This window comes from Mycobacterium sp. URHB0044 (assembly GCF_000620625.1).
In the GTDB taxonomy this organism is placed as follows: Bacteria; Actinomycetota; Actinomycetes; order Mycobacteriales; family Mycobacteriaceae; genus Mycobacterium.
In genome coordinates, this window is record NZ_JIAW01000002.1 from 331,383 (window position 1) to 353,493 (window position 22,111).

At 66.2% G+C, this 22,111-nt stretch carries 20 protein-coding genes; 5 read left to right on the plus strand and 15 right to left on the minus strand.

Translation table 11 applies throughout. From position 1 onward, the window contains the following. Positions 1–17 precede the first annotated feature (17 nt). The gene (locus N536_RS0105710; RefSeq protein WP_029112729.1) at positions 18–575 is read right to left on the minus strand and encodes a TenA family transcriptional regulator; all 558 of its coding nucleotides are present in this window, start codon (positions 573–575) and stop codon (positions 18–20) included. Between the two features lie 172 nt (positions 576–747). On the opposite strand from N536_RS0105710, the gene N536_RS40635 reads away from it, so the two are divergent. Next, positions 748–1,413, plus strand: a complete 666-nt coding sequence (locus tag N536_RS40635) for a CPCC family cysteine-rich protein (protein WP_051574269.1) — start codon at positions 748–750, stop codon at positions 1,411–1,413. Between the two features lie 15 nt (positions 1,414–1,428). On the opposite strand, the gene N536_RS0105720 is transcribed toward N536_RS40635, so the two are convergent. From N536_RS0105720 to iolC, 7 genes are read right to left on the minus strand one after another with little or no spacing between them, the layout of a single operon-like run. After that, on the minus strand, positions 1,429–2,811 hold the full coding sequence (locus N536_RS0105720) for an aspartate aminotransferase family protein (RefSeq protein WP_029112730.1): 1,383 nt from the start codon (positions 2,809–2,811) through the stop codon (positions 1,429–1,431). 18 nt (positions 2,812–2,829) lie between these two features. Beyond that, complete coding sequence (locus N536_RS0105725; RefSeq protein ID WP_029112731.1) at positions 2,830–4,323, minus strand: CoA-acylating methylmalonate-semialdehyde dehydrogenase; 1,494 nt, start codon at positions 4,321–4,323, stop codon at positions 2,830–2,832. 52 nt (positions 4,324–4,375) lie between these two features. After that, positions 4,376–5,395 carry a Gfo/Idh/MocA family protein gene (locus N536_RS0105730; RefSeq protein WP_029112732.1) on the minus strand — a complete coding sequence of 340 codons (1,020 nt, stop codon included), beginning with the start codon at positions 5,393–5,395 and terminating at the stop codon, positions 4,376–4,378. Positions 5,396–5,454: 59 nt separating this feature from the next. Next, positions 5,455–7,401: a 3D-(3,5/4)-trihydroxycyclohexane-1,2-dione acylhydrolase (decyclizing) gene (gene iolD / locus N536_RS0105735; RefSeq protein WP_029112733.1), complete on the minus strand. Its 1,947-nt coding sequence runs from the start codon at positions 7,399–7,401 to the stop codon at positions 5,455–5,457. Between the two features lie 2 nt (positions 7,402–7,403). After that, positions 7,404–8,279, minus strand: coding sequence for a 5-deoxy-glucuronate isomerase (gene iolB / locus N536_RS0105740; RefSeq protein WP_029112734.1), 876 nt, complete (start codon positions 8,277–8,279; stop codon positions 7,404–7,406). A gap of 2 nt (positions 8,280–8,281) precedes the next feature. After that, the gene (locus tag N536_RS0105745) at positions 8,282–9,190 is read right to left on the minus strand and encodes a hypothetical protein (protein WP_029112735.1); all 909 of its coding nucleotides are present in this window, start codon (positions 9,188–9,190) and stop codon (positions 8,282–8,284) included. Then, on the minus strand, positions 9,183–10,154 hold the full coding sequence (iolC, locus tag N536_RS0105750) for a 5-dehydro-2-deoxygluconokinase (RefSeq protein WP_029112736.1): 972 nt from the start codon (positions 10,152–10,154) through the stop codon (positions 9,183–9,185). The genes N536_RS0105745 and iolC overlap by 8 nt, the downstream gene beginning before the upstream one ends. Before the next feature lie 156 nt (positions 10,155–10,310). Between iolC and N536_RS0105755 the strand changes: the two genes are divergently transcribed. Next, a complete protein-coding gene (locus N536_RS0105755) occupies positions 10,311–11,042 on the plus strand; it encodes a GntR family transcriptional regulator (RefSeq protein ID WP_029112737.1) in 732 nt (243 codons plus the stop codon). Between the two features lie 16 nt (positions 11,043–11,058). Here the strand turns inward: N536_RS0105755 and N536_RS0105760 are convergent, their stop codons facing one another. Beyond that, positions 11,059–11,847 carry a TIM barrel protein gene (locus tag N536_RS0105760; protein ID WP_029112738.1) on the minus strand — a complete coding sequence of 263 codons (789 nt, stop codon included), beginning with the start codon at positions 11,845–11,847 and terminating at the stop codon, positions 11,059–11,061. Between the two features lie 187 nt (positions 11,848–12,034). Here N536_RS0105760 and N536_RS0105765 point away from each other — a divergent pair, with 187 nt between their 5' ends. The 3 genes from N536_RS0105765 to N536_RS0105775 are packed head-to-tail and all read left to right on the plus strand — an operon-like array spanning position 12,035 to position 14,942. Then, a complete protein-coding gene (locus N536_RS0105765; protein WP_029112739.1) occupies positions 12,035–13,024 on the plus strand; it encodes a substrate-binding domain-containing protein in 990 nt (329 codons plus the stop codon). A gap of 31 nt (positions 13,025–13,055) precedes the next feature. Beyond that, complete coding sequence (locus N536_RS0105770) at positions 13,056–14,114, plus strand: ABC transporter permease (protein WP_029112740.1); 1,059 nt, start codon at positions 13,056–13,058, stop codon at positions 14,112–14,114. Between the two features lie 3 nt (positions 14,115–14,117). Then, on the plus strand, positions 14,118–14,942 hold the full coding sequence (locus N536_RS0105775; RefSeq protein WP_029112741.1) for an ATP-binding cassette domain-containing protein: 825 nt from the start codon (positions 14,118–14,120) through the stop codon (positions 14,940–14,942). Positions 14,943–14,953: 11 nt separating this feature from the next. Here N536_RS0105775 and N536_RS0105780 read toward each other — a convergent pair whose 3' ends face one another. The 6 genes from N536_RS0105780 to N536_RS0105805 form a co-directional block, all read right to left on the minus strand. Continuing rightward, positions 14,954–16,090, minus strand: a complete 1,137-nt coding sequence (locus N536_RS0105780) for a mandelate racemase/muconate lactonizing enzyme family protein (RefSeq protein WP_029112742.1) — start codon at positions 16,088–16,090, stop codon at positions 14,954–14,956. Continuing rightward, the gene (locus N536_RS37540) at positions 16,087–17,031 is read right to left on the minus strand and encodes a dihydrodipicolinate synthase family protein (RefSeq protein WP_197040070.1); all 945 of its coding nucleotides are present in this window, start codon (positions 17,029–17,031) and stop codon (positions 16,087–16,089) included. The genes N536_RS0105780 and N536_RS37540 overlap by 4 nt, the downstream gene beginning before the upstream one ends. Continuing rightward, entirely contained in the window at positions 17,028–18,386 is a 1,359-nt protein-coding gene (locus N536_RS0105790; protein ID WP_081809066.1) for an MFS transporter, read from the minus strand. The genes N536_RS37540 and N536_RS0105790 overlap by 4 nt, the downstream gene beginning before the upstream one ends. A 99-nt stretch (positions 18,387–18,485) precedes the next feature. After that, positions 18,486–19,157: a GntR family transcriptional regulator gene (locus N536_RS0105795; RefSeq protein ID WP_029112744.1), complete on the minus strand. Its 672-nt coding sequence runs from the start codon at positions 19,155–19,157 to the stop codon at positions 18,486–18,488. Positions 19,158–19,333: 176 nt separating this feature from the next. Further along, the gene (locus N536_RS0105800) at positions 19,334–20,770 is read right to left on the minus strand and encodes an acyl-CoA reductase (RefSeq protein WP_029112745.1); all 1,437 of its coding nucleotides are present in this window, start codon (positions 20,768–20,770) and stop codon (positions 19,334–19,336) included. Continuing rightward, positions 20,767–22,104 (minus strand): hypothetical protein, encoded by a 1,338-nt coding sequence (locus N536_RS0105805; RefSeq protein ID WP_029112746.1) that lies wholly within the window; start codon positions 22,102–22,104, stop codon positions 20,767–20,769. Before N536_RS0105805 ends, N536_RS0105800 begins: the two co-directional genes overlap by 4 nt. Positions 22,105–22,111 lie beyond the last annotated feature (7 nt).

Sequence of the window (22,111 nt, forward strand, 5' to 3'; positions counted from 1 at the left end):
GCTGCGCGAGGGCAGCGTCAGGCCAGCGCCATGTCCCAGAACGCCACCTCTTGTGCCAGCACGTCCGCGACTAGCTCGTCGTGCCGGTCCGGGATGGCCAGGGCGCCGAGCGCGTCGACGTAGTCGGCGAAGGCTGGCACGGTCCAGTGCTCGACGAACTCACCGAACGGGGAGGTGGCTGACGCGGCAAAGCCCCAGGCAAGCAGATACACCCGTTCGAGCACCCACAGAGCCGTCACCGCCGCCTCGTACGGCGCGGCGTCCAGTCGCGCCAGCAGTTCGCGGTAGCCGAGTGTTGCCGGTAGCGCTGGCTGCTCCAGGTCCATGCCCCGCCGCGCGGCCTGTTCTTCGAACCAGTCCAGCTCCGCGACCAGCGCCACGCAGCCACCGGCGAGTACCGCCTGAGCGGTACGCGGCGCTCGTGCCAGCAGCCGAGCCTGGAACGTCAGCAGATCACTGACGAACAGCGCGTCCTGCACCAGCCACCGGTCGAACGCGGAGTCGGTGATCGTCCCGTCGCGGACCGCTTCGAGGAACGGATTACGGGTAGCGGCGGACCACAACGAATCAAGCACGGCCCGAAGGATAGTCGCGCGACGGGCGCTGTCGGCAGCCAAGGGCATGTGTGGAATGTGCCCGCGTAGCGAGCGACGAGGAGCAATGATCAGAAGTTGTGGACGGCTCTCGGGTGATGCGAAGTGAGCGCACCTTTCCTGGGGGATCACCTGAGACCGAGGTCGCCTAGACATGAGAACCGTTGCGCGGGATGAGATCGTCGAACACATCACGCAGATCGAGCTCGGCGGTGTCACCGCCGCCGAACGCCAACGGCAGCTCGAGGTCATGTGCCGCGAGAACTGGAGCGAGCACCCGGCGTGGTTGTCGCTGACCCGCGACGTTCGCCGCGAGCTTGAAGATCGTGAGCTCCAACATCCGGCCTCCTCGCCTCGGTACGATGCCGTGCTGCTGATGTGGCTTCGCACCCGCTACCGGCTCACGGTCAACGACTTCCTCCGCGACCGCGCGCGAGCGCTCGGAATCGAAGTCGACGAGGTCGTGGGGGAGGAGCCAGCCGCCCAGGTGTGCCCGTGTTGCGGCTATGCGACCCTGGATGAGCGCGGCGCCTACAACATCTGCCACGTCTGCTGGTGGGAGGATGACGGCACGGACAACGACGACGCTGACAAGGTCTACGGCGGCCCCAACTCCGACGTGAGCCTGACCCAGGGCCGCGCCAACTTCCTCGCCCACGGCACCTCCGACCCGCGTCGAGATGATCTGTTGCCCCTCCACGACCCGCCGGAGCGGTATCGGCGTGTGCGTACGTTCGTGTTGTCAACAGATCGTCGTGAGGTCTCCGAGCCGAAGCAGGGTTGGACGAGCCGCGTGTTCGTCCTAGCTCCGGCGAACTAAGACACGATCGACGCTCTAGAGCAGTCGGCCTGCCTCCTTGAGGACCCCGTGCAGGATTTCGTAGATGGCGTCGAACTCCTTTTGCCCACTGATCAGCGGTGGCGCCACCTGGACCACTGGGTCGCCGCGGTTGTCGGCGCGGCAATACAGCCCGGCCTCGAGGAGTTCGGTGGTGAGCCAGGGGAGCAGGCGAGTGCACTCGTCGTTGCTGAACGTTTCCTTGGTGGCTTGGTCCTTGACGAGTTCGATGCCGTAGAAGAAGCCTTCGCCGCGGACGTCACCGACGATGGGCAGGCTGAGAAGCTTCTCCAGCGTCGCGCGGAACGCCGGTGCGGTCTCCTTGACGTGGTCGTTGAGGCCTTCGCGTTCGAAGATGTCGAGGTTGGCCAGCGCCACCGCCGACGACACCGGGTGCCCGCCGAACGTGTAGCCGTGGGCGAAGGTCGTCTTGCCGTCGTTGAACGGCTCGAACAAGCGGTCACTGGCGATCATCGCGCCGATCGGGGAGTAACCCGACGTCAATCCCTTTGCGCAGGTGATGATGTCGGGCACGTAGCCGAAGTCATCACACGCGAACATCGAGCCGATGCGGCCGTAGGCACAGATCACCTCATCGGATACCAGCAGCACGTCGTACTCGTCGCAGATCTCGCGGACCCGCTCGAAGTACCCCGGCGGCGGCGGGATCGATCCACCCGCGTTCTGCACCGGCTCCAGGAACACGGCCGCCACGGTATCGGGGCCCTCGAACTCGATGGCCTCGGCGACGCGGTCGGCGCAGTACCGGCCGAACGCCTTGATGTCGTGTGCGTACGGTTCGGGTGCGCGGTAGAAGTTGGTGTTCGGCACGCGGAAGCCACCGGGGGTCAGCGGTTCGAACTGCTGCTTGAAGATCGGCAGGCCGGTGATCGCCAGTGCGCCCTGCGGGGTGCCGTGGTAGGCGGTCTTGCGCGAAATCACCTTGTGCTTACCGGGTTTGCCGACCAGCTTGAAGTAGTTCTTGGCCAGCTTCCACGCCGACTCGACGGCCTCGCCGCCGCCCGTGGTGAAGAACACCCGGTTCAGATCACCGGGCGCATAGCCTGCGACGCGCTCGGACAATTCGATCGCACTGGGCGTGGCGTAGGACCACAGTGGGAAGAACGCCAGCGTCTCGGCCTGTTTGGCGGCGGCCTCGGCGAGCTCCTTGCGGCCATGGCCCACCTGAACGACGAAAAGCCCTGCAAGGCCGTCGATGTAACTCTTGCCCTTGTCGTCCCAAATGGTCACACCTTCGCCGCGGGTGATGATGGGCGGTGTGATGCCTTCACCGTGCTTCGCGAAGTGTCCCCACAGGTGACGGGCGGCCTTCGCTGCCAAATCAGTCGAAACCTCTTGGGCGATATCAGTAGTCGTCACGTCTGATCCTGTCCTGATCTACTGGTTCTGCGGGAAGCCGAGTTCGATGCCGCCGTGGCTGGGGTCGAGCCAGCGGCTGGTGATGGCCTTTTGGCGGGTGAAGAATTGGACGCCGTCCATGCCGTGGGCGTGGCTGTCGCCGAACAATGAGGCCTTCCAGCCGCCGAAGCTGTAGTAGGCCATGGGGACGGGGATGGGCACGTTGATGCCGATCATGCCGACCTGCACTTCGTTTTGGAAGCGCCGGGCGGCGCCGCCGTCGTTGGTGAAGATCGCGGTGCCGTTGCCGTACGGGTTGGCATTGATCAATTCTAGGGCCTCGTCGTAGGTCTCGACGCGGATGATGGACAGCACCGGCCCGAAGATCTCGTCGGTGTAGACGCTCATCTCGGGCGTCACGTGGTCGATCAGGGTGGGGCCCAGCCAGAACCCTTCGGCGCCGCCGTTGGCTTGGACGTGGCGGCCGTCGACGACGATCTTGGCGCCGTCGGCTTCGCCGGCGTCGATGTAGGAGGCGACCTTGTCGCGGTGGGCCTTGGTGACCAGTGGGCCCATGTCGGAATCCTTGGTGCCGTCGCCGATCTTGAGCGGGGTGGTGCGTTCGGCGATCTTGGCGACGAGGTCGTCGGCGATCGGCCCGACCGCGACGCACGCGCTGATGGCCATGCAGCGTTCGCCTGCGGAACCGAAGCCGGCGTTGACCATGGCGTCGGCGGCGAGGTCGAGGTCGGCGTCGGGCAGGATCACCGCGTGGTTCTTGGCACCGCCGAGGGCTTGGACGCGTTTGTCGTGCGCGGTGGCGGTGGCGTAGACGTAGCGGGCGATCGGGGTGGACCCGACGAAGCACACCGACTTGACGGTGGGGTTGGTCAGTAGTTCGTCGACGGCGGTCTTGTCGCCCTGCAGCACGTTGAAAACACCGGGCGGGAGGCCGGCTTCAGCCCACAGCGCGGCGATCCACAGCGACGCCGACGGGTCCTTCTCCCACGGCTTGAGGATCACGGTGTTGCCGGTGGCGATGGCGATGGGGAAGAACCACATCGGCACCATGGCCGGGAAGTTGAACGGGCAGATCACCCCGACCACCCCCAGCGGCTGGCGCACCGAGTAGACGTCGACCTTGGTGGAGGCGTTCTCGGTGAATCCGCCCTTGAGCAGGTGGGGGATGCCGCAGGCGAATTCGACGACTTCCTGGCCGCGAGACACTTCACCCAAAGCGTCGGAGACGACCTTGCCGTGCTCGCTGGTGATGATCTCGGCCAGCTCGCCCTTACGTTCGTTGAGCAGCTCACGAAACTTGAACAGCACCTGGGTGCGCTTGGCCAGCGAGGTGTCACGCCAGGCCGGGAACGCCACGGCGGCGGCGTCGATGACCGCGCGGGCATCCTCCACGGTGGCCAGCGCGACCTGACCGGTGACCGCACCGGTGGCCGGGTTGGTCACCGGCGCGGTGGCAGTGCCGGTGCCGGCGAACGGGGCGTTGTCGAGCCAATGCGAAATTGTCTGGGTCATATCACTTTCCGTGCTTCGAGATGCGGTCGGTCATGGTCTTGGATTCTTGGCGTCAGGCACCCGGGACCGAGGCTCGGTCCACCATCGTGACGTCGGTGGGTAGCCCGCTCTTGAGCGACTCGACGCCCGCGGCGCACACGGCAGCGGCTGCGTAGCCGTCCCACGCGGTTGGCCCGTCGACGTTGACGCCGGCGCGCACCGCGTCGACCCAGCGCTGTACTTCGAGGTCGTAGGCAGTACCGAAGCGCTCGCGGAAATCCGCCGTGATGCGCCCACCGGAGACACCCGGTGCGGTCTTGCGGATCAACCCGACGTCGAGGCCGATCATCGCGCTGCCCTTCTCGGCGACGACCTCGGTGCGCACCTCGTAGGCGACGGCGGTGGTGACGAACACCTCCACGTCGACGTGCTTGCCCGACGTGGTGGTGAAGATCGCGATCTGCGGATCCTGCAGACCACTCGGGGCACCCGGATTCGCTGCGGGCCTGATGATTTGGACTGACGCGATCTCCTCGCCGAGCAGGAAGCGCGTCACGTCGACCTCGTGGACCAGCGAGTCCTTGACGATCATCTCGCTGGTGAAGCTCGGGGGTACCGCAGCATTGCGGTGCACGCAATGCATGACCAGTGGCTGGCCGAGTTCGCCGCCGTCGATGAGCGCCTTCAGCGCCGCGTACTCGGGGTCGAAACGTCGCATGAACCCGACCTGGATCAGGGGCGTGCCCAGCTCGGCCTCGCGGCGCACCACCTCCAGCGACGTCTCGACGTCGGTGGTCAGCGGTTTCTCGCAGAGCACCGGCTTTCGGTGGTCTAGACAGGCCAGCAGCTGCTTCTCGTGTACGGGTCCCGGTGTCGCCAACAGCACCGCGTCGACGTCGTCGGCCGCGATTGCGTCCAGCGGGTCGCCGACGACACGTGCGCCCGGCACCGAGGAGGCCACCTGTTCGGCCTTCTCGATCAGGTAGTCGTTGATGACCGTGACGCGGGCGCCGCTGATGGTGTTCGTGATGCGGGCGACGTGGTCGGCGCCCATCATGCCGACACCGAGTACTGCAATGCGCAAGTCTGACATCGTGTTTGCCTTCTAAGTGAACGTTGCGGACGGAACGGCGCGGGGCGCGAGGATGGTGCTCATTCGGACGGCCGGATCAGGGGACGCTGGATCTTCTTCCAGTCCGCGTACGTCTGGTACGCCGACTGGGTGGACTCCAGCGTGGAGGTCTCGGAAACCGGTACGTCCCACCACGACTCGCTGTCCGGTGCGGCGATCAGCGGGTCGGTCTCGACGTGGATGACCGTCGTGCGGTCACTGGCCTTGGCGACCTTGACGGCATCCGCGAAGTCGGCGGCGGTGACGGCGCGGATGACGTCGGCACCGAGGCTCGCGGCGTTGGCGGCCAGATCGACCGGCAAGGGCGCGCCGTCGAGCCTGCCGTCGTCGCTGCGGAACCGGTATGCGGTGCCGAATCGCTGAGACCCCAACGCCTCTGACAGGGAACCGATCGACGCGAAGCCGTGGTTCTGCACCAGCACGACGATGACCTTGACGCCCTCCTGCACGGCCGTCACCAGCTCGGTGGCCATCATCAGGTAGGAGCCGTCACCCACCATGACGAACACATCGCGATCCGGTTCGGCCATCTTGGCGCCGATGCCGCCGGCGATCTCGTAGCCCATGCAGGAGTACCCGTATTCGACGTGGTAGCCCTTCGGGTCGCGGATGCGCCACAGCTTGTGCAGGTCGCCCGGCATCGAGCCGGCCGCGCACACCACCACGTCGCGGGGATCGGACAACGTGTTGGCCAGGCCGATCACCTGGTTCTGGTTCAGGGCTGCACCGTCGTCGACGCGGTAGGCCGCCGTCACGGTGTCGTCCCACTCCCGCGCGAGAGCCGCGGTGCGGGAACGGTATTCGTCGCTGACGGAGTAGTCGCCCAGCGCGACGCCCAGCGCCTCGATGGCCTCGCGGGCATCGGAGACGACGCTGACGCCGCCCTGTTTGACCGCGTCCAGGGATGCCACGTTGACGTTGACGAAGCGCACATCCGGGTTGTTGAACGCGGTGCGGGACGCCGTGGTGAAGTCGCCGTAGCGGGTGCCGATGCCGATCACGACGTCGGCCTCCGTCGCGAGCGCATTGGCCGCCGTGGTGCCGGTCGACCCGATGGCGCCGACCGACTGTGGGTGGTCATAGGGGAGCGATCCCTTGCCTGCCTGGCTCTGGCCGACCGGGATGCCCGTCTGCTCGCAAAAGGCGGCCAACGCGTCGGTGGCCCCGGAGTAGATGACGCCGCCACCGGCGACGATCAGCGGCTTGGTGGCCGACCGGATGACCTCGGCGGCGCGTGCGATCACCGACCGCTCCGGCAGGGGGCGGGCGACGTGCCACGTGCGTTGTGCGAACAGGGATTCCGGCCAGTCGTACGCCTCGGCCTGCACGTCCTGCGGAATGGCGACGGTCGCGGCACCGGTCTCGACGGGGTCGGTGAGCACGCGCATCGCGCCCAACAGGGCGGCGGGCAGCTGTTCGGGGCGCCACACCCGGTCGAAGTAGCGCGACAGCGGCTTGAACGCATCGTTGACCGTGACGTCGCCCGCCGACGCAAGTTCGAGTTCCTGCAGCACCGGTGCGCTGACCCGGGTGGCGAACGTGTCGGCGGGCAGCAGCAGCACCGGCAGCCGGTTGATGGTGGCCAGTGCCGCGCCGGTGAGCATGTTGGTCGAGCCCGGTCCGACGCTGGCGGTGACCGCCCACGTCTGTAGCCGGTCCTTCTGCCGGGCGTAGGCGACGGCGCTGTGCACCATGGCCTGCTCGTTGCGGCCGAGGACGTACTTCAGTGCGGGTTCGGTGCCGGCCTCGGCAGCCTGGACCTCGTCCTCCAACAGGGCCTGGCCAAGGCCTGCCACGTTGCCGTGGCCGAAGATGCCGAAGCAGCCGGCGAAGAACTTGGTTCGCTCGCCGTCGCGTTCGACGTACTGGTTGGCCAGGAAGCCAATCGTGGCCTGCGCCACCGTGAGTCGTACGGTCGGTTCGGTGTCGGCGGTCTTCTCGGCCCGCTTCGGCGCGGTGGAAACCACGGTCATGCTCCTTGGGAAGTGGGTGCGTGCAGCGGTAGCCGTGGGTCGACGGGCTGGTCGTCCCAGGTGCCGCGCAGCCAGGCGTGTTCGGGGTCGTCGACGATCATCCAGGCCCGCTCCGTGCCGGGACCGGCCATGACGTTGAGGTAGTACATGTGATAGCCCGGCGCCGCGACGGACGGGCCGTGGTAACCGTGCGGCACCAGCACGACGTCACCGGTGCGTACCTCTTCGAGCACCTCGATGGGCCGGTCGGGCGTGCCGTAGACCCGGTGATAGCCGAAGCCGCGTGAGCCGTCCGGGCCGGGCGCGATCTCGAAGTAGTAGATCTCCTCGAGCTGCGACTGGGTGGGCGTGTCCTCGTCGTGCTTGTGGGCGGGATAACTCGACCAGTTTCCGCCGGGGGTGATGACCTCGCAGGCGATCAACGAGTCGGCCTCGAAAACCCCTGCGGTGCCGAAGTTGTGCACCTGGCGGCTGCAGTTGCCTGCGCCGCGCAGTTCGACGGGCACGTCCGCCGCGGCGACCCGGCGGTTGGGGAAGGAGCGTCGGGCGCGGGCACCGCAGATCGCGAACCGGCCGGCGCCCGAGACGTGGTACTCCTGGCCGATGCCGAGGTAGACCATGTCGGCGGGGCCGTCGAAGACCGAGGCACGTGGCGACAACGCGAAGGACTCACCGCCGCACTCGACGGTGCCTGCGCCCGCCAACGGAAGGATCATCACCTCGGTGCCACCGGTGTCGAGCTCGGCGACCTGGCTGTCGTCGAGTTCGATTACCTGCAGCGAGGATTCGCTCCAACCGGCCGACTCGGGAGTGATGTGGACGGTGTAGGGCAGCTCCGCACTGCGAGCCGGGATGTAGAGCTTGCTGTGCATGCCTAGTTCGCCCCCGTCGTCGCGCTCGACCCGGCCCTCACCATCGAAACCGCGGTGGCCACTGCGGAAGTCACGTCGTCGTCGGGTGGGTAGAGCAACGACCGGCCGACGATCAGCCCGCGCACCGACGGTAGCGCCAGGGCCTTCTCCCAACTGGCGAAGGCCTCGTCGGGATCGGGCGGGTCGCCGCCGAGCAGCAGCGTGGGCAGCAATGTCGCGTCCATCACTCTGTCCATTTCAGGGACCACCGGCAGCTTCATCCACGTGTAGGCCGACGTGGAGCCGAGCCCCTGGCCGATGTGCACCGACTTGATCACCGCGTCGGCGGTCAGGTCGTTGCGCACCTTGCCGTCGACGCGGCTGGACATGAACGGCTCGACCATCGCGATCAGACCGTGCGCAGCCAGCTCGTCGACCGCCTGCGCGCAGGCGACCATCGTGGCGACGGTGCCGGGATCGCCGAGATCGATGCGGCACAGCATTTTTCCGCCGTTCATCTTCGCCGCGGCGGTGGATGCGGCGGTGGCGCCGGTCATCCGGTCGTCGAGTTCGAACGACGATCCCGCCAGGCCGCCGCGGTTGAACGACGAGAACACCACCTTGTTCTCGAGCGCACCGAGCAGCAGCAGATCGTCGAGGATGTCGGAGGTGGCGAGGACGCCGTCGACGCCCGGATCGGCGAGTGCGGCGCGCAACCGGTCCAGCAGATCGGTGCGGCTGTTCATCGCGGTGGGGCGCGACCCCACCGCGAGCGCGCCTCTTGCGGGATGGTCGGCCGCGACGATCATCAGCCTGCCGTTGCCCTGGACCGTGGGCCTGGTGGTGCGGTTCAGCCAGGCTCGCGCCACCGCGCCGGGATCGGTGGCGCGCAAATCGGTGATCGCGGCGTAATCGGTGCAGAGGCTAGACATTCACGGCCTCCTCTGCGGTCTGCTCGGCCAGCGTGGAGACCTCGGCGGCCGTCGGCATCGCGGTCGAGCACTCCAGGCGTGATGCCACGATGGCACCCGCGGCGTTGGCGTAGCGCAACGTCTTCTCCAGCGGCCAATTGCGCAGCAGACCGTGGATCAGGCTGCCGCCGAAGGCATCTCCTGCGCCGAGCCCGTTGACGACGTCGACGTCGTTGGGCAGCACGGTCACCGAGCTGTGCTTGGTCTTGCCCAGCACACCTCGCGGACCCTGCTTCACGATGGCGAGCTCGACCCCGAGGTCGAGCAGTGCGTCGGCGGCCTTGCGCGGGTTGCTTTCGCCAACGGCGATCTCGCACTCCTCGCGGTTGCCGACCGCCACGGTGACGTGTGCCAGGGCCCGCTGCACCTGCTCGGTGGCATCGGCCGGGGTGGCCCAGAACATGGGCCGGTAGTCCAGATCGAGCACCGTCAGCGGGGCGCGATTGCGCGCCTCCCACGCTGCGAAATGCGCGCTGCGGCTGGGCTCCTCGCACAGTCCAGTGACCGTCGACCAGTACAGCCGGGCGGCGCGCACCGCGTCGAGGTCGAGTTCGTCGGCGCGGATCTGCAAATCGGGCGCCGACGGCTTGCGGTAGAAGTACAGCGGGAAGTGGTCCGGCGGAAAGATCTCGCAGAACGTCACCGGGGTCGGAAACTCACCGTGGGTGCCGACGTAGCGGTTGTCGACGCCGAGGCCCGCGAGTTCGGCGCGGACGAAGCGGCCGAACGGGTCGTCGCCCACGCCGGAGATCAGCGCGCTGCGGTTGCCCAGTCGGGCAGCGGCGACGGCGACGTTGGCGGCACTGCCGCCAAGGAACTTGCCGAACGTCTCGACGTGCTCCAATCCGATGCCCGTTTGAAGGGGGTAGATGTCGACGCCGCTGCGCCCGATGGCGAGAACGTCGAACGCTTCGGTGCTAGTCAATTCAGCTCCCCGGCAGTGATGGGCGGTACTCGGTACGACTGTGCCTCGCATCACTCCGCCATGTCAATAGTTTGTCCTGACATTCTAACTTACGCTCAAACCGGTGTTAGTATTCAGCTACTTTCTTCTGGTCATTGGCCCGAGATCGGAGTAGACGTGCCTTTGGTGGTTGAGCTGGACAGATCGAGTCCCGTGCCCCTCTACTATCAGCTGTCCCAGGCAATCGAGGCGGCGATCCGCACCGGTGACCTTGCGCCGGGAGACCGGTTCGAGAACGAGCTGGCGCTGGCGAAGAGGCTGACGTTGTCGCGGCCCACGACTCGGCGCGCGATCCAGGAGCTGGTCGACAAGGGCCTGCTGGTGCGCAAGCGCGGCGTCGGCACCCAGGTGGTGCAGAACCCCGTGCACCGCCGCGTCGAACTGACCAGTTTGTTCGACGACCTGACCCGGGCCGGGCAGGAGCCCACCACGCAGCTGCTCGAGTACCACACCGGCGTGGCCGGCGACGACGTCGCGGCCGAACTCAACCTCAGCGGCGACCACGAGATCGTGACGATCCGGCGGCTGCGGTGTGCCAACGGTGAGCCGCTCGCGGTGATGACCAACTACTTGCCCGTCGAACTCGCGCCCGCCGCGGACGAGCTCGAGGAAAGCGGTCTCTACCAATCCCTTCGGGCGCGTGGCGTGCACATCCGGCTGGCGCGCCAGCGCATCGGCGCGCGGCCTGCGAGTCGAACCGAGGCGCGGCTCCTCGACGAGAAGGCGGGCGCGCCGCTGCTCACCATGAGCCGCACCGCGTTCGACGACTCCGGCAAGGCGGTCGAGTTCGGTGATCACGGCTATCGGGCGTCGCGCTACTACTTCGAGACCACGCTCGTCGACCGCTGATCCCGCGAGGGAGCCGTCAGCCGGTGAAGGCCTTGCGGAAGGCACTCAGCGCGGCCTCGCTACCGCTCGCTCCTGCTCCGGACGCCCAGGCCTCGAGGCCGACGGTGCCGCTGAAGCCGATGCCACGCAGCGCGTCGGCGATGACGGGGTAGAAGATCTCGCCCGTGCCAGGTTCGCAGCGTCCGGGGACGTCGGCGACCTGGACCTCGCCGATGGCGTCGCCGCAGCGGCGGACCAACTCGACGAGGTTCCCTTCGCCGATCTGAGCGTGGTACAGGTCGAGCATCATCTTGACGTTGGGGTGCCCGACGGCCTCCACCAACGCCAGCGTGTCCTTGGCGCGGGCGAGTGGGACGCCGGGGTGATCGACGATGGTGTTGAGATTCTCCACGCAGAACGTGACGTCGGCGGCGGCGCCGATCTCGCCAATGCGCTCCAGTGCCCGGGCCGCGGACAGCCACATGTCACCCGTCGCGCGGTGGCGCGGGCGCGCGGCCTTCCCGTCGACCAGCTCAGCCGTGTGCAGATTCAATCGCGGAACACCAAGGGTCTCAGCGGCTTTGACGCTCAGCGCGGCGGTGCGCACCACCTCGTCGGCGCCGTCGCGGTCGATCAGATCGCCGTGCAGGTATCCGGTCATGGAGGAGAACCGGGCGCCGGTGTCGGCCAGAGCCTGCAGGTCCTTGTCGTGCCAGCTCCAGATTTCGACGGCGAAGCCCAGCTCGTCGATGCGTCGAACCCGGTCCAGGATGTCCAGGTCGGTGAACACCATCTCGGCGCAAACCGCCAGTTCAAACTCCGTCATTGTTTGTCGCCCTTCTCGCTCTGACCTGCACTGACGCACCCTAACATTTGACCTGCAGTCCTAATGTCCGAACAAAGTGTTGACTTTCGAGTGTGAGCCGTATTACATCACCCATGAGGCGTGCCGCTCGGCGCGGCCTCAACGGGTCGACATGGCGGCGCGGCGATGTCGAGGACAAGGAGCGAAGATGAGGTTCAGTCGACTCGCGGCACTGGCCGGGGCGAGCGTACTCGCACTGGCGGTCGTGTCGTGTTCGTCAACAGGTGGCAAGCCCGAAGACTCGGGCAACGGCGGGGGCGGCGGCGGAACCGTCGACACGCCGCGCATGACGATCGCCATGATCACCCACGAAGTTCCCGGTGACTCGTTCTGGGACCTCATCCGCAAGGGCGCTGAAACCGCAGCGAAGAAGGACAACATCGAGTTGCGCTACTCGAATGACCCCGAAGCGCCCAATCAGGCGAACCTCGTCCAGACGGCCATCGACAGCGGCGTCAAGGGCATCGCGGTCACCCTGGCCAAGCCCGACGCCATGCAGGCCGCCGTCAAGGCCGCCGAGGCCAAGAACATTCCGGTGGTCGCGTTCAACTCGGGTCTCGACCAATGGTCGGCGATGGGTGTCAAGGAGTACTTCGGCCAAGACGAGTACATCGCGGGCCAGGCGGCCGGAGACCGGCTGAAGAAGGACGGTGCCACGAAGGCGATCTGCGTGATCCAGGAGCAGGGTCACGTCGGCTTGGAGAACCGCTGCGCCGGCGTGAAGAACACGTTCCCTGCAACGGAGATCCTCAACGTCAACGGCAAGGACATGCCGTCGGTCGAGTCCACGATCACCGCCAAGCTGCAACAAGATCCGAGTGTTGACGCCGTCCTGACCCTCGGGGCGCCGTTCGCCTTGACCGCCGTGCAGTCGGTGAAGAACGCGAACAGCAAGGCCAAGGTGGCGACCTTCGACACCAACGCTGCGCTCGTCGACGCCATCAACGCCGGTGACGTGCAGTGGGCGGTCGACCAACAACCGTTCCTGCAGGGCTACCTGGCCGTCGACTCGCTGTGGCTGTACCTCACCAACGGCAACATCATCGGCGGCGGCAAGCCGACGCTGACCGGGCCGGCGTTCATCGACAAGACCAACATCGACGCGGTCGCCGAGTACGCGAAGAACGGAACGCGGTGATGAGCGCTTGCGCGAAGAGGAGAGAACGAACATGAGTACGCAATCCGAGGTCGATCTCTCGGCCCGAAAGGTCGTCCACGACGAGCGGGTGAAGGAACAGAATCGCATTCAGCGCTTGCTGATTCGACCCGAGATGGGTGCCCTGGTCGGCGCCGTCGCGATCTTCATCTTCTTCGCCGTCGTCGCACCGCCGTTCCGGACGCCCGAGGCGCTCGCCACGGTGCTCTATGCGAGCTCGACGATCGGCATCATGGCCTGCGCGGTCGCGCTGTTGATGATCGGCGGTGAATTCGACCTGTCGGCGGGCGTCGCCGTGACGACGAGTTCGCTGGCGGCGTCGATGATCGCCTACAACCTGCACCTGAACTTGTGGATCGGTGCGGCGCTGGCGTTGGTGCTGGCGCTGGGGGTCGGTTTCCTGAACGGCTACCTCGTGATGAGGACGAAGATCCCCAGCTTCCTGATCACGCTGAGTTCGTTCCTGATGCTTACCGGCATCAATCTGGCGGTGACCAAACTGATTTCGGGTCAGGTCGCCACGCAGAGCGTCAACAACATGGCGGGTTGGGACTCTGCGCAGAAGGTGTTCTCCTCGTCCTTCAGCGTCGGCGGCGTGAACATCCGCATCACCGTGCTGTGGTGGCTGCTGTTCACGGTGGTCGCGACCTACGTCTTGTTCAAGACGAAGATCGGCAACTGGATCTTCGCCGTCGGCGGTGACGAGGACAGCGCCCGCGCGGTCGGTGTTCCCGTCACGGCCGTCAAGATCGGGCTGTTCATGTTCGTCGGATTCGCCGCCTGGTTCGTGGGCATGCACCTGCTGTTCGCCTTCAACACCGTGCAGTCCGGCCAGGGCATCGGCAATGAGTTCCTGTACATCATCGCCGCCGTCATCGGTGGCTGCCTGCTCACCGGCGGCTACGGCACGGCGATCGGTGCTGCCATCGGTGCGTTCATCTTCGGTATGACGAACCAGGGCATCGTCTATGCCGGCTGGAACCCCGACTGGTTCAAGTTCTTCCTCGGTGCGATGCTGCTGTTCGCGGTCATCGCCAACAACGCATTCCGCAACTACGCAGCGAAGAGGTGACCGGTGACCACAACAGTGGAACGTCCCGCGCATGACGCCCCGTCGGGTGGCAAGGTCCCGCTCGTCGAGCTTCGCAACGTCGGCAAGGCCTACGGCAACATCACTGCGCTGAAGGACATCTCGCTTCGCGTGCACGCCGGCGAGGTGACGGGCATTCTCGGCGACAACGGCGCAGGCAAGTCCACGCTGATCAAGATCATCTCCGGTCTGCACCAGCAGACGGACGGTGAACTGCTGGTCGACGGTGAGCCGGTGAAGTTCGGTTCGCCGAAGGATGCGCTGGGCAAGGGCATCGCGACGGTGTATCAGAACCTCGCCGTCGTGCCGCTGATGCCGGTGTGGCGCAACTTCTTCCTCGGCCAGGAGCTGCGGAAGAAGTCGTTCCCATTCTCGTTGGACGCCAATGGGATGCGGGCCACCACGTTGACCGAGCTCGCCAAGATGGGTATCGACCTCCCCGACGTCGACGTGCCGATCGGCTCGCTGTCGGGCGGTCAGCGGCAGTGCGTCGCCATCGCCAGGGCGGTGTTCTTCGGAGCGCGGGTGCTGATCCTCGACGAGCCGACGGCCGCGCTGGGCGTCAAGCAATCCGGCGTGGTGCTGAAGTACATCACCGCGGCCAAGGAGGCCGGCTTCGGCGTCGTGTTCATCACCCACAACCCGCACCACGCGCACATGGTGGGCGATCACTTCGTCCTGCTCAACCGCGGCAGGCAGAAGCTGGACTGCACCTACGACGACATCACCCTGGAGCACCTCACCCAGGAGATGGCCGGCGGCGACGAACTCGAAGCGCTGTCACACGAGCTGGGACGCAAGGGTTCCTAGCGCTCCCGAGTTCACATCCACGCCGTCGACCCATCTCGGCGGACTGGAACGCGGCGCGCCCAGCTGACCCAGTCGTCGGTTCGCAATGCGTCCTCGTCGATCTGGATGCCCCAGCCCGGCCGGTCGGGCCGCAGCTCCAGGTGTCCGTCGACCGGTAGGTACGGATCGGCGCACCACGACACGTCGTCGGGCTTGAACTCGAGAATCTCGAAGTTCGTCGTGGCAGCGGCGAAGTGCACGTTGGCGGCGGTGGCGAGCGGGCCAAGCGGATTGTGCGGCGCGACAGGAACATAATGCGCCTCGGCGATGGCGGCGATCTTCACCATCTGGGTCAACCCGCCGACCACGCAGATATCGGGTTGCACGATGTCGGCGCCGCCCGCGGTGAGCAGGGTGAGGAACTCATGCGTCGAGTAGAGCGACTCGCCGGTCGCCAACGGCACCTGCAACTCCGAGCGGATGCGTGCCCACGCCGGCACGTGCTCGGGCCGGATCGGCTCCTCCAAGAACAGCGGCTGATTCGGCGCGAGCGCCGCACCAAGTTCGACGGCTTGCCGGGGCTGCCACAGGCAGGCGTGGGCGTCGAACGCGAATTCCCAGTCCTCGGGGTGGTTTTCGCGGACGTGGCCGAAGTAGTCGCCGAGTTCGCGGACGACCAGCCCGAAGCGGTGCTCGTGCAGCTTCATACGGTAGGGGCTCAGCTTGAACGCGGTGAACCCGAATTGCTCGTGCAGGGCGGCGGTGGTATCCCGCAGCTCGGCGACATCCGGGGCGGAGTACAGCCCGGCGTAGACGCGCACCCGATCCCGCAAGGCGCCGCCGAGCAGTCGGTAGACGGGCACGCCCAACGCCTTGCCCGCGATGTCCCACAACGCGTGGTCGATCGCCGCGATGGCCGCCAACCCCAACGCGCCCTGCGGGAATCGGCTCGACTGCAGCAGGAACTGGTTGACCGCGGTGGGCCGCAGCGGATCCATGCCCTTGATCTGATCGAATAGGTACTCCAGCAGTGGGGGATACGCGAGGTCGGGCCCGTGGTTGTAGACCTCCGACCAGCCGTCGATTCCGTCGCTGGTGGTGATCTTCACCAGGACGCGCGGGCGGTCGCCCACCCGCTGCCGGAACGTCTGCAGTGATTCGATCTTCATGCCACGTGCTCCGCTTCCAGATCCGGCACCAGCGCCTGCCACGACCGAATGGCTTCGGACACTTCGGCGGCCACGTCGTCGGACAGCTCGTGGCTCGGGGCCCGGACCTGCCTGCGGCACAGGCCCAGCTGATGCATCGCCTCCTTGACCACCGACACATTGTTGGCCGAGCGGTCCCGCGCCCGCAGCTCTTCGAAGTACCGGATGCCGCGCCACACCTCTGCCGCAGCCTCGTAGTCGCCCGCCCGCAAGGCCGCGAGCATGTTGAGTGACACGGCCGGTGCGATGTTGACCAGTCCCGAGGTGAATCCGCGCGCACCCGCCTGCCAGTACGCGGGCGCATAGGACTCGGCGAGCCCGGCGATCCACAACAACCCGTCGCCGGCCTGTGCCCTGGTGGTGGCGAACGTGACCGGATCGGGCACCGAGTACTTCAGCCCCACCACGTTCGGTGCGCGCTTCGCCAGGGCCGCGATGTGCGTTCCCGAGACCGCCGGATTGCTGAGATAGGGGAGCACGCCGAGCCCCGGCACGGCCGCGGCGATCGTGGCGTTGTAGTCGATCCAGCCGTCGGGCGACAGGTAGGGCAACACCGGCTGGTGGATCATGATCGCGTTGGCTCCCACGTCGCGGGCGAAGCGCGCATCGGCGATCGCCGTCTGCACGTCGAAGCCCACCCCCGCCACGACCGTCGTCTCCGAATTACACACGGACACAACGCTTTCGAGAACTAAACGGCGCTCGTCCGGGGTGAGTGCGTAGAACTCGCCGGTGTTGCCGTTCGCGGTCAGCACCGAAATGCCGTTGGCGATCAGGCGTGCGGCGAGCGCGACGGTGCGGTCCCGGTCGACCGTGCCATCTTCGCGGTAGGGCACCACGGGGATGCCGACGACGGTGCTGAGCCGCTCGACGAGGTGTGCGGTGTTCAGGGCGGAGCTCACAGAGGGGTCCTTTCGGGGTCCGCCGGTACGACGGCACTGACGGGGGTGATGGGTTTGATGCGCACCCAGAACAGGTAGATGGCCGCGCTGATCAGACAGCAGGCCGCAGCACCGAGCATCGGGCCGACGTATGACTCGTTGGCGAAGGTGAGGAACAGCCCAATTGCGATGGGGCTGATCAGGTTTCCCAGCTGAGACCCGAAGTTCTGGAACCCGGCGATCGAACCGACGGTTGACGGCGACTTGGCAACCTCGGCAGGCAGGCTCAAGATCGCCGCTCCCGCGAAGGAGTGCGCGGCACTGCTGATCGTCAGCACGACCATCAACATCAGGTTGCTTTCGATGAAGGGTGCGAAGCCGATGCAGGCGCTCAACCCGAGCCCGGTCACGATCGGGATCTTGCGGGAGAGGTTCGTCGACATTCCGGAGACCAGCATCCGGTCGGACACGATGCCGCCGAGGACCGTCGACCCGATGGCGATGAGTGCGGGAATCGCTCCCACCATGCCGAATTCGGCCTTGCTGAAGCCGCGGTCGTCGAGCAGGTAGCTCGGGTACCAGGTGAGGAAGAACGCGCCGGCCAGCGAGCGGAAGACGTAACCCGTGGTGAGCGCCCACACCTGGTTGTCGCGCAGCAGGGCATGCCAGGGTTCCTTCTCGCCTGCCGTGGCTGCGGCGACCATTTCGCCCTGGTCGGACTGGATGTGGGCGAGCTCGCTTGCGGAGACGCGAGGATGCCGTTCGGGGTCGCGGTAGACCGTCACCCAGCCGACGATCCACAACAGTCCGGCCACGCCGATCACGATGAACGACAGCCGCCATCCGCCGAAGACGGCCAGCGTCGTCACGATCGGCACGGACAGCGCCGTGCCGATCTGCTGGCCCATGTCGAACAGGCTCGAGGCGAATGCGCGTTCCCGGCGCGGGAACCACTGCGAGACCACCTTGACGTTCGCCGGCTGCACCGGTGCCTCGCCGATACCGAGGCCAAGTCGGAACACGATCACCGAGGTGACGCCGGTTGCGCACGCGGTCAGTGCGGTCCAGATCGACCACCACCCAACGGCCATCGGGTAGATCACCCGCGGCCCGAAGCGGTCGAGCAGCCAACCGGACGGGATCTGGAACAACGCATACGTCCAGAAGAACGACGACAAGAGAATGCCCTTGACGGCCGGGCTGATGTGGAATTCCTCGGACATGAACGGCACGGCGACGCTGAGCGCGGCGCGGTCCAGGTAGGCGATCGTCAGGCCGAGTGCTGAGAACCCGACGATCGTCCAGCGCATCCGGCTGCGAAGTCGGGCGCGCGAGGACACCGAAGTGGTGGGTGCTGGCGCGGTAGGATTGGGCATCGTTGCTCCTCAAAGGGTAACGGTGACGCTCCGATTGGGGCGTCGGCTCTGAGGTGCGGTCCGGGATCTTTGGCGGAGAACGGGCCGCACCTCGTCCGGTCAGGGGGTGCTCTTCTCCTTCCTGAGATGGCGGGCCACAAAGCCTTCGATGTGACGCCGCACGAGTTTGGCGGACTCCTCTGCGTTGCCTGCGAGAACTTGATCGAGGATCGCGGTGTGTTCGCGTGCCTCCTCGTCCCACGACGGCGAACGAGCCCACGACGACGCCGAGACCAGTGCGGTCTGCTCGCGCAGCCCGTCGAGGGTCTGGACCACGAGGGGATTTCCGCAGCCGACGTAGAGGCCGCGGTGGAAGTCCCGGTTGGCGGAGCTGCGCGTCGACGCGTCCGTGGCCGCCGTGGCGCGCGCGAGCGCCTGTGCCGAATCGGTGAAGTCGCTGCCTGCGGCGACGCTGCGTCGCACCGCCTCCGGCTCGAGGAGCAGGCGCATGTCGTAGATCGCCAGCGCATCCTCGACCGTGAGCTCACGCACGGTGGTGCCGACGTACGGCCGAATCACCACGAGACCGGAGCTCTCCAGCGTCTTCAACGCCTCGCGCACCGGCGTCTTCGATACCCCGAACTGCCCGGCCAGCTCGTTCTCGACGAGCGTGGCACCGGGCTTGAACTGCCCGTTCAGGATCCCCGCCTTGATGGTCTCCAGGACGTGGGCCGTCCGCGACGGCAACGCACCTGGGCTGAAGGCGGGGAAGCTCGATGTGGGCGCTGTCACTTTGACCCCTCCGGCGTATCGTATCTCATATACGACCGGAGCCTAGCGGGTTCCGCGGACGGAGCGCAATGGCGGTGGCGATGTTTCTGAGTGGGGGTGAATGTCCTCTGTGGCGGGCCACCGCAGTGCTGGCAGGGAGTGCTGCTGCAAGTCGCGGTTCGCGGCGCCCTTGGCGCTCAGATCCCGAACTCGCTCGAAATTTCGGCGTTGGCGTCGGCGCTGAGGATGTCGTCATCGCCCATCCAATGCACGAAGCGGGACAGCGGGTACATCGCGTCATGAGGGCTACCCTCGACATGGCCGTTCGCGGTGCCCACTCGGCACACCCGTTGTCCGCCGGCGCTTGCCAGTTTGTCGCGCAACTGCACCTTGCGTTCGAAGGGGTAGACACCGATGGTCTGGGTCGCGACGTTGACGAACTTCACTGCGACGTCGAGGGATTCCACGATGACCACGTTCGAGGTTTTATTTGCGGGATGGAAGTCCACGGGTCGATCCGACAGGAGCACGACGCCGCGTCCGTCGAGGCGTCCGAACACCTTGACTTCGTCGTCCATGGCTTGCATGACCTCGATTTCGTCGCGTATCTCCGACGGCGGCAGCGGCGCGACGGACGATCCGAACAAGCGGTCGACGCCGAGGCGCTCTACCAGTGCGGCACAGAATCTTTCAGCCTGCCGCGGTTCTGCTTCGAGGAAGACGAATCGGCTCGCCAGGCATGCCTCCTGGTTGAAGATGGCGGTGTCTGCCGCCACTCGTTCGGCTACATCGGCGAGGGTCTCTTCGGTGGCGAAGACCTCCCGGCCGATCATCGAGATCGACGACTTGGGGTCGAAGGAAACGAGTTGGATGCCGGGGCCCAGATACTTGATGACGTTTTGAATCGCAGGCCCGCCTCCCCAGGCGACGATCTTGTCGAAGAACTGGGGACGGTAGATCGTTCGCTCGATGGATTCGTCGCCACCGGGCCAGTACACCGCAGACATCGACCGCACGATGGGATGGCTCGGGTCGACCTCAGCCATGGTGCGCAACACCGCAACGGTTGTGAAAGGGTCCGATGAGGGCATTTTGAAGAGATTGACCGCCTTGACCAGAGCGCCCTGGGCGATGGAGGCGATGCACCCCGCCGGGGCGTTGCCGGCGAGCATGTGCACCATCCGGGGTGGGAAGGCGCGAATGGCACCGGCATTGCCGGCGGTGTCAGTGCGGCTCACCCAGCCGTCGAGCACCTGGGGGTCGGGAAAGTTCGACTCGACCTGACTGCGCAGTGACTCAGCTTCGAGCATGGCCGGTGCGGTGCGGTAGAGGTTCTCCACGACGCGCCGCGGCAGCGGGTTGGTCGCGGCCACCAGATCCAGGCAGCGCTGCATGTGGGGGTTGTCGTCGAGCGTCAAGCGCCTGCCCGTCTCGACCAGATAGTCGATGATCTCGTCGAGCTTCACGTCCAACAGCGGTGGCAGTTCCGACCTCGGGGTGACAAGAGCATCGAGATCGATTTCGGGAGTGGAGAAGTCGACGCCGAGATCGCGCGACCGGTGAGTGCTGGCGGCGCCCTCGACCAGGGCGCCCCGGATGAAGAACGGTGCCGAAAGGGTCTCGGTGGTGGTCATGCTTCACCTCTCACGTAGGCGTCGATGGTCCCGGCGCAGCTGATCTTGTCGCCACCCAGATCGGCATAGCGGGTGATGTCCGGCCCGATGGTGGGGCCGTAACGTCCGCATTCACATCTCGCGAAATCGACATCGACACGGTCTCCGGAGATCACGCCGCCCCAGCGCCCATCCAGGGAGATGTCGAAGAAGGCCGCGCGGCCCTGGACTGAACCGGAAACGTCGAGCAGATTGTCGCCAGGCTCGTCGAGCAGCAGTGTCATGACCCACGGTGGAACGTGGTAGCGACCCGCACCGCACTTGGGGAACGGGGAGTTGATCTCCTGCATCGAATAGAAGTGGTAGACCTTGTCCTCGTGGATGTTGAAAGTCTCGAAGATGCGTTCGCGATAGTCGTCCGGAAGCGTGACACCCTTGAGGCCACCACCGACCAGCAGCCCGGTGTCGTCCTGAAAGTCCCTGCCGCTGAATCCTTTGGCGCGCACTCCCTCGGCAATCTGGTAGAGCGAGGCGAACATTCCGGTCAAGAGGAGCTTTCGGTCGCGGCTGGCGATCAGTTCGTCGACGGCCTCTTCCACGGCAACGTCCATGGATGCTTGACGGGAGGTGCTGAGCTGCTCGAAAGCTGCCACTTCGGACGGACTCGCCTCGCCCTCTGCAACGCGACGGCGGAAGGCGATCATGCCCATGATCGATCCGATGCCGATGGGCTCCAGCGGCAACTGGTAGGAATCGGCTTCTGAGGAGAAGGCTTCGACCAGGGCCAGGCGTGTGCGCTCGTTGCGCTCGACCTTCGTGCGCGGTCCCAGCCCGAACAGCTTGCGGTCGCCGGCCGGGGCGATGCCGGTGGCCCAGGACAGGCCGGTCACGTTGGACTGCGAGGCGGTGTCGAGGTCTTCGGCCGAGCAGGCGATCATGGCAGGCTTGCCGCTGGTGCCACTCGTGCATGTGACGAAACTTCCAACTGACTCCAGCCGATCGACGAACTGGTCGATGTCGGCGACTCCGTCAAGGTCCAAGCCGTCCAGTGCATTGGCGGATACGGTCTTGAGCCACTTGGCCATCCGGTCCCATCGACCCTCGGTCAGCCACGACTCGGAGTAGCTCTTGTATGCGCTGTGGGCGAAGAGCAACGGAATGAGATCGCTACGCTCGGCGACCTTGGCAATGCCGCCGTCCTGTGCGCGACGCGCTAGCAGCGGTATGTCGGCGATGCGCATCTCCAGCCGTTCTTGAATCGCGTCCAGCTGCAGCGGCAGGATTTCGTCCGGCGCAACATCGTATGGATCGCTTGCGGTGCGTAGTGCCAGAACCTCGTCGATGGCGGACCCCATGGGTACT

What these genes read in the sequence shown, in the direction of transcription:
- N536_RS40635 (WP_051574269.1), top strand. Translation starts at nt 748, where the DNA reads ATGAGAACCGTTGCGCGGGATGAGATCGTCGAACACATCACGCAGATC.
- N536_RS0105725 (WP_029112731.1), bottom strand. Translation starts at nt 4,323, where the DNA reads ATGACCCAGACAATTTCGCATTGGCTCGACAACGCCCCGTTCGCCGGC.
- N536_RS0105730 (WP_029112732.1), bottom strand. Translation starts at nt 5,395, where the DNA reads ATGTCAGACTTGCGCATTGCAGTACTCGGTGTCGGCATGATGGGCGCC.
- iolB (WP_029112734.1), bottom strand. Translation starts at nt 8,279, where the DNA reads ATGCACAGCAAGCTCTACATCCCGGCTCGCAGTGCGGAGCTGCCCTAC.
- N536_RS0105745 (WP_029112735.1), bottom strand. Translation starts at nt 9,190, where the DNA reads ATGTCTAGCCTCTGCACCGATTACGCCGCGATCACCGATTTGCGCGCC.
- N536_RS0105760 (WP_029112738.1), bottom strand. Translation starts at nt 11,847, where the DNA reads ATGACGGAGTTTGAACTGGCGGTTTGCGCCGAGATGGTGTTCACCGAC.
- N536_RS0105765 (WP_029112739.1), top strand. Translation starts at nt 12,035, where the DNA reads ATGAGGTTCAGTCGACTCGCGGCACTGGCCGGGGCGAGCGTACTCGCA.
- N536_RS0105770 (WP_029112740.1), top strand. Translation starts at nt 13,056, where the DNA reads ATGAGTACGCAATCCGAGGTCGATCTCTCGGCCCGAAAGGTCGTCCAC.
- N536_RS0105780 (WP_029112742.1), bottom strand. Translation starts at nt 16,090, where the DNA reads ATGAAGATCGAATCACTGCAGACGTTCCGGCAGCGGGTGGGCGACCGC.
- N536_RS0105790 (WP_081809066.1), bottom strand. Translation starts at nt 18,386, where the DNA reads ATGCCCAATCCTACCGCGCCAGCACCCACCACTTCGGTGTCCTCGCGC.
- N536_RS0105800 (WP_029112745.1), bottom strand. Translation starts at nt 20,770, where the DNA reads ATGACCACCACCGAGACCCTTTCGGCACCGTTCTTCATCCGGGGCGCC.
- N536_RS0105805 (WP_029112746.1), bottom strand. Translation starts at nt 22,104, where the DNA reads ATGGGGTCCGCCATCGACGAGGTTCTGGCACTACGCACCGCAAGCGAT.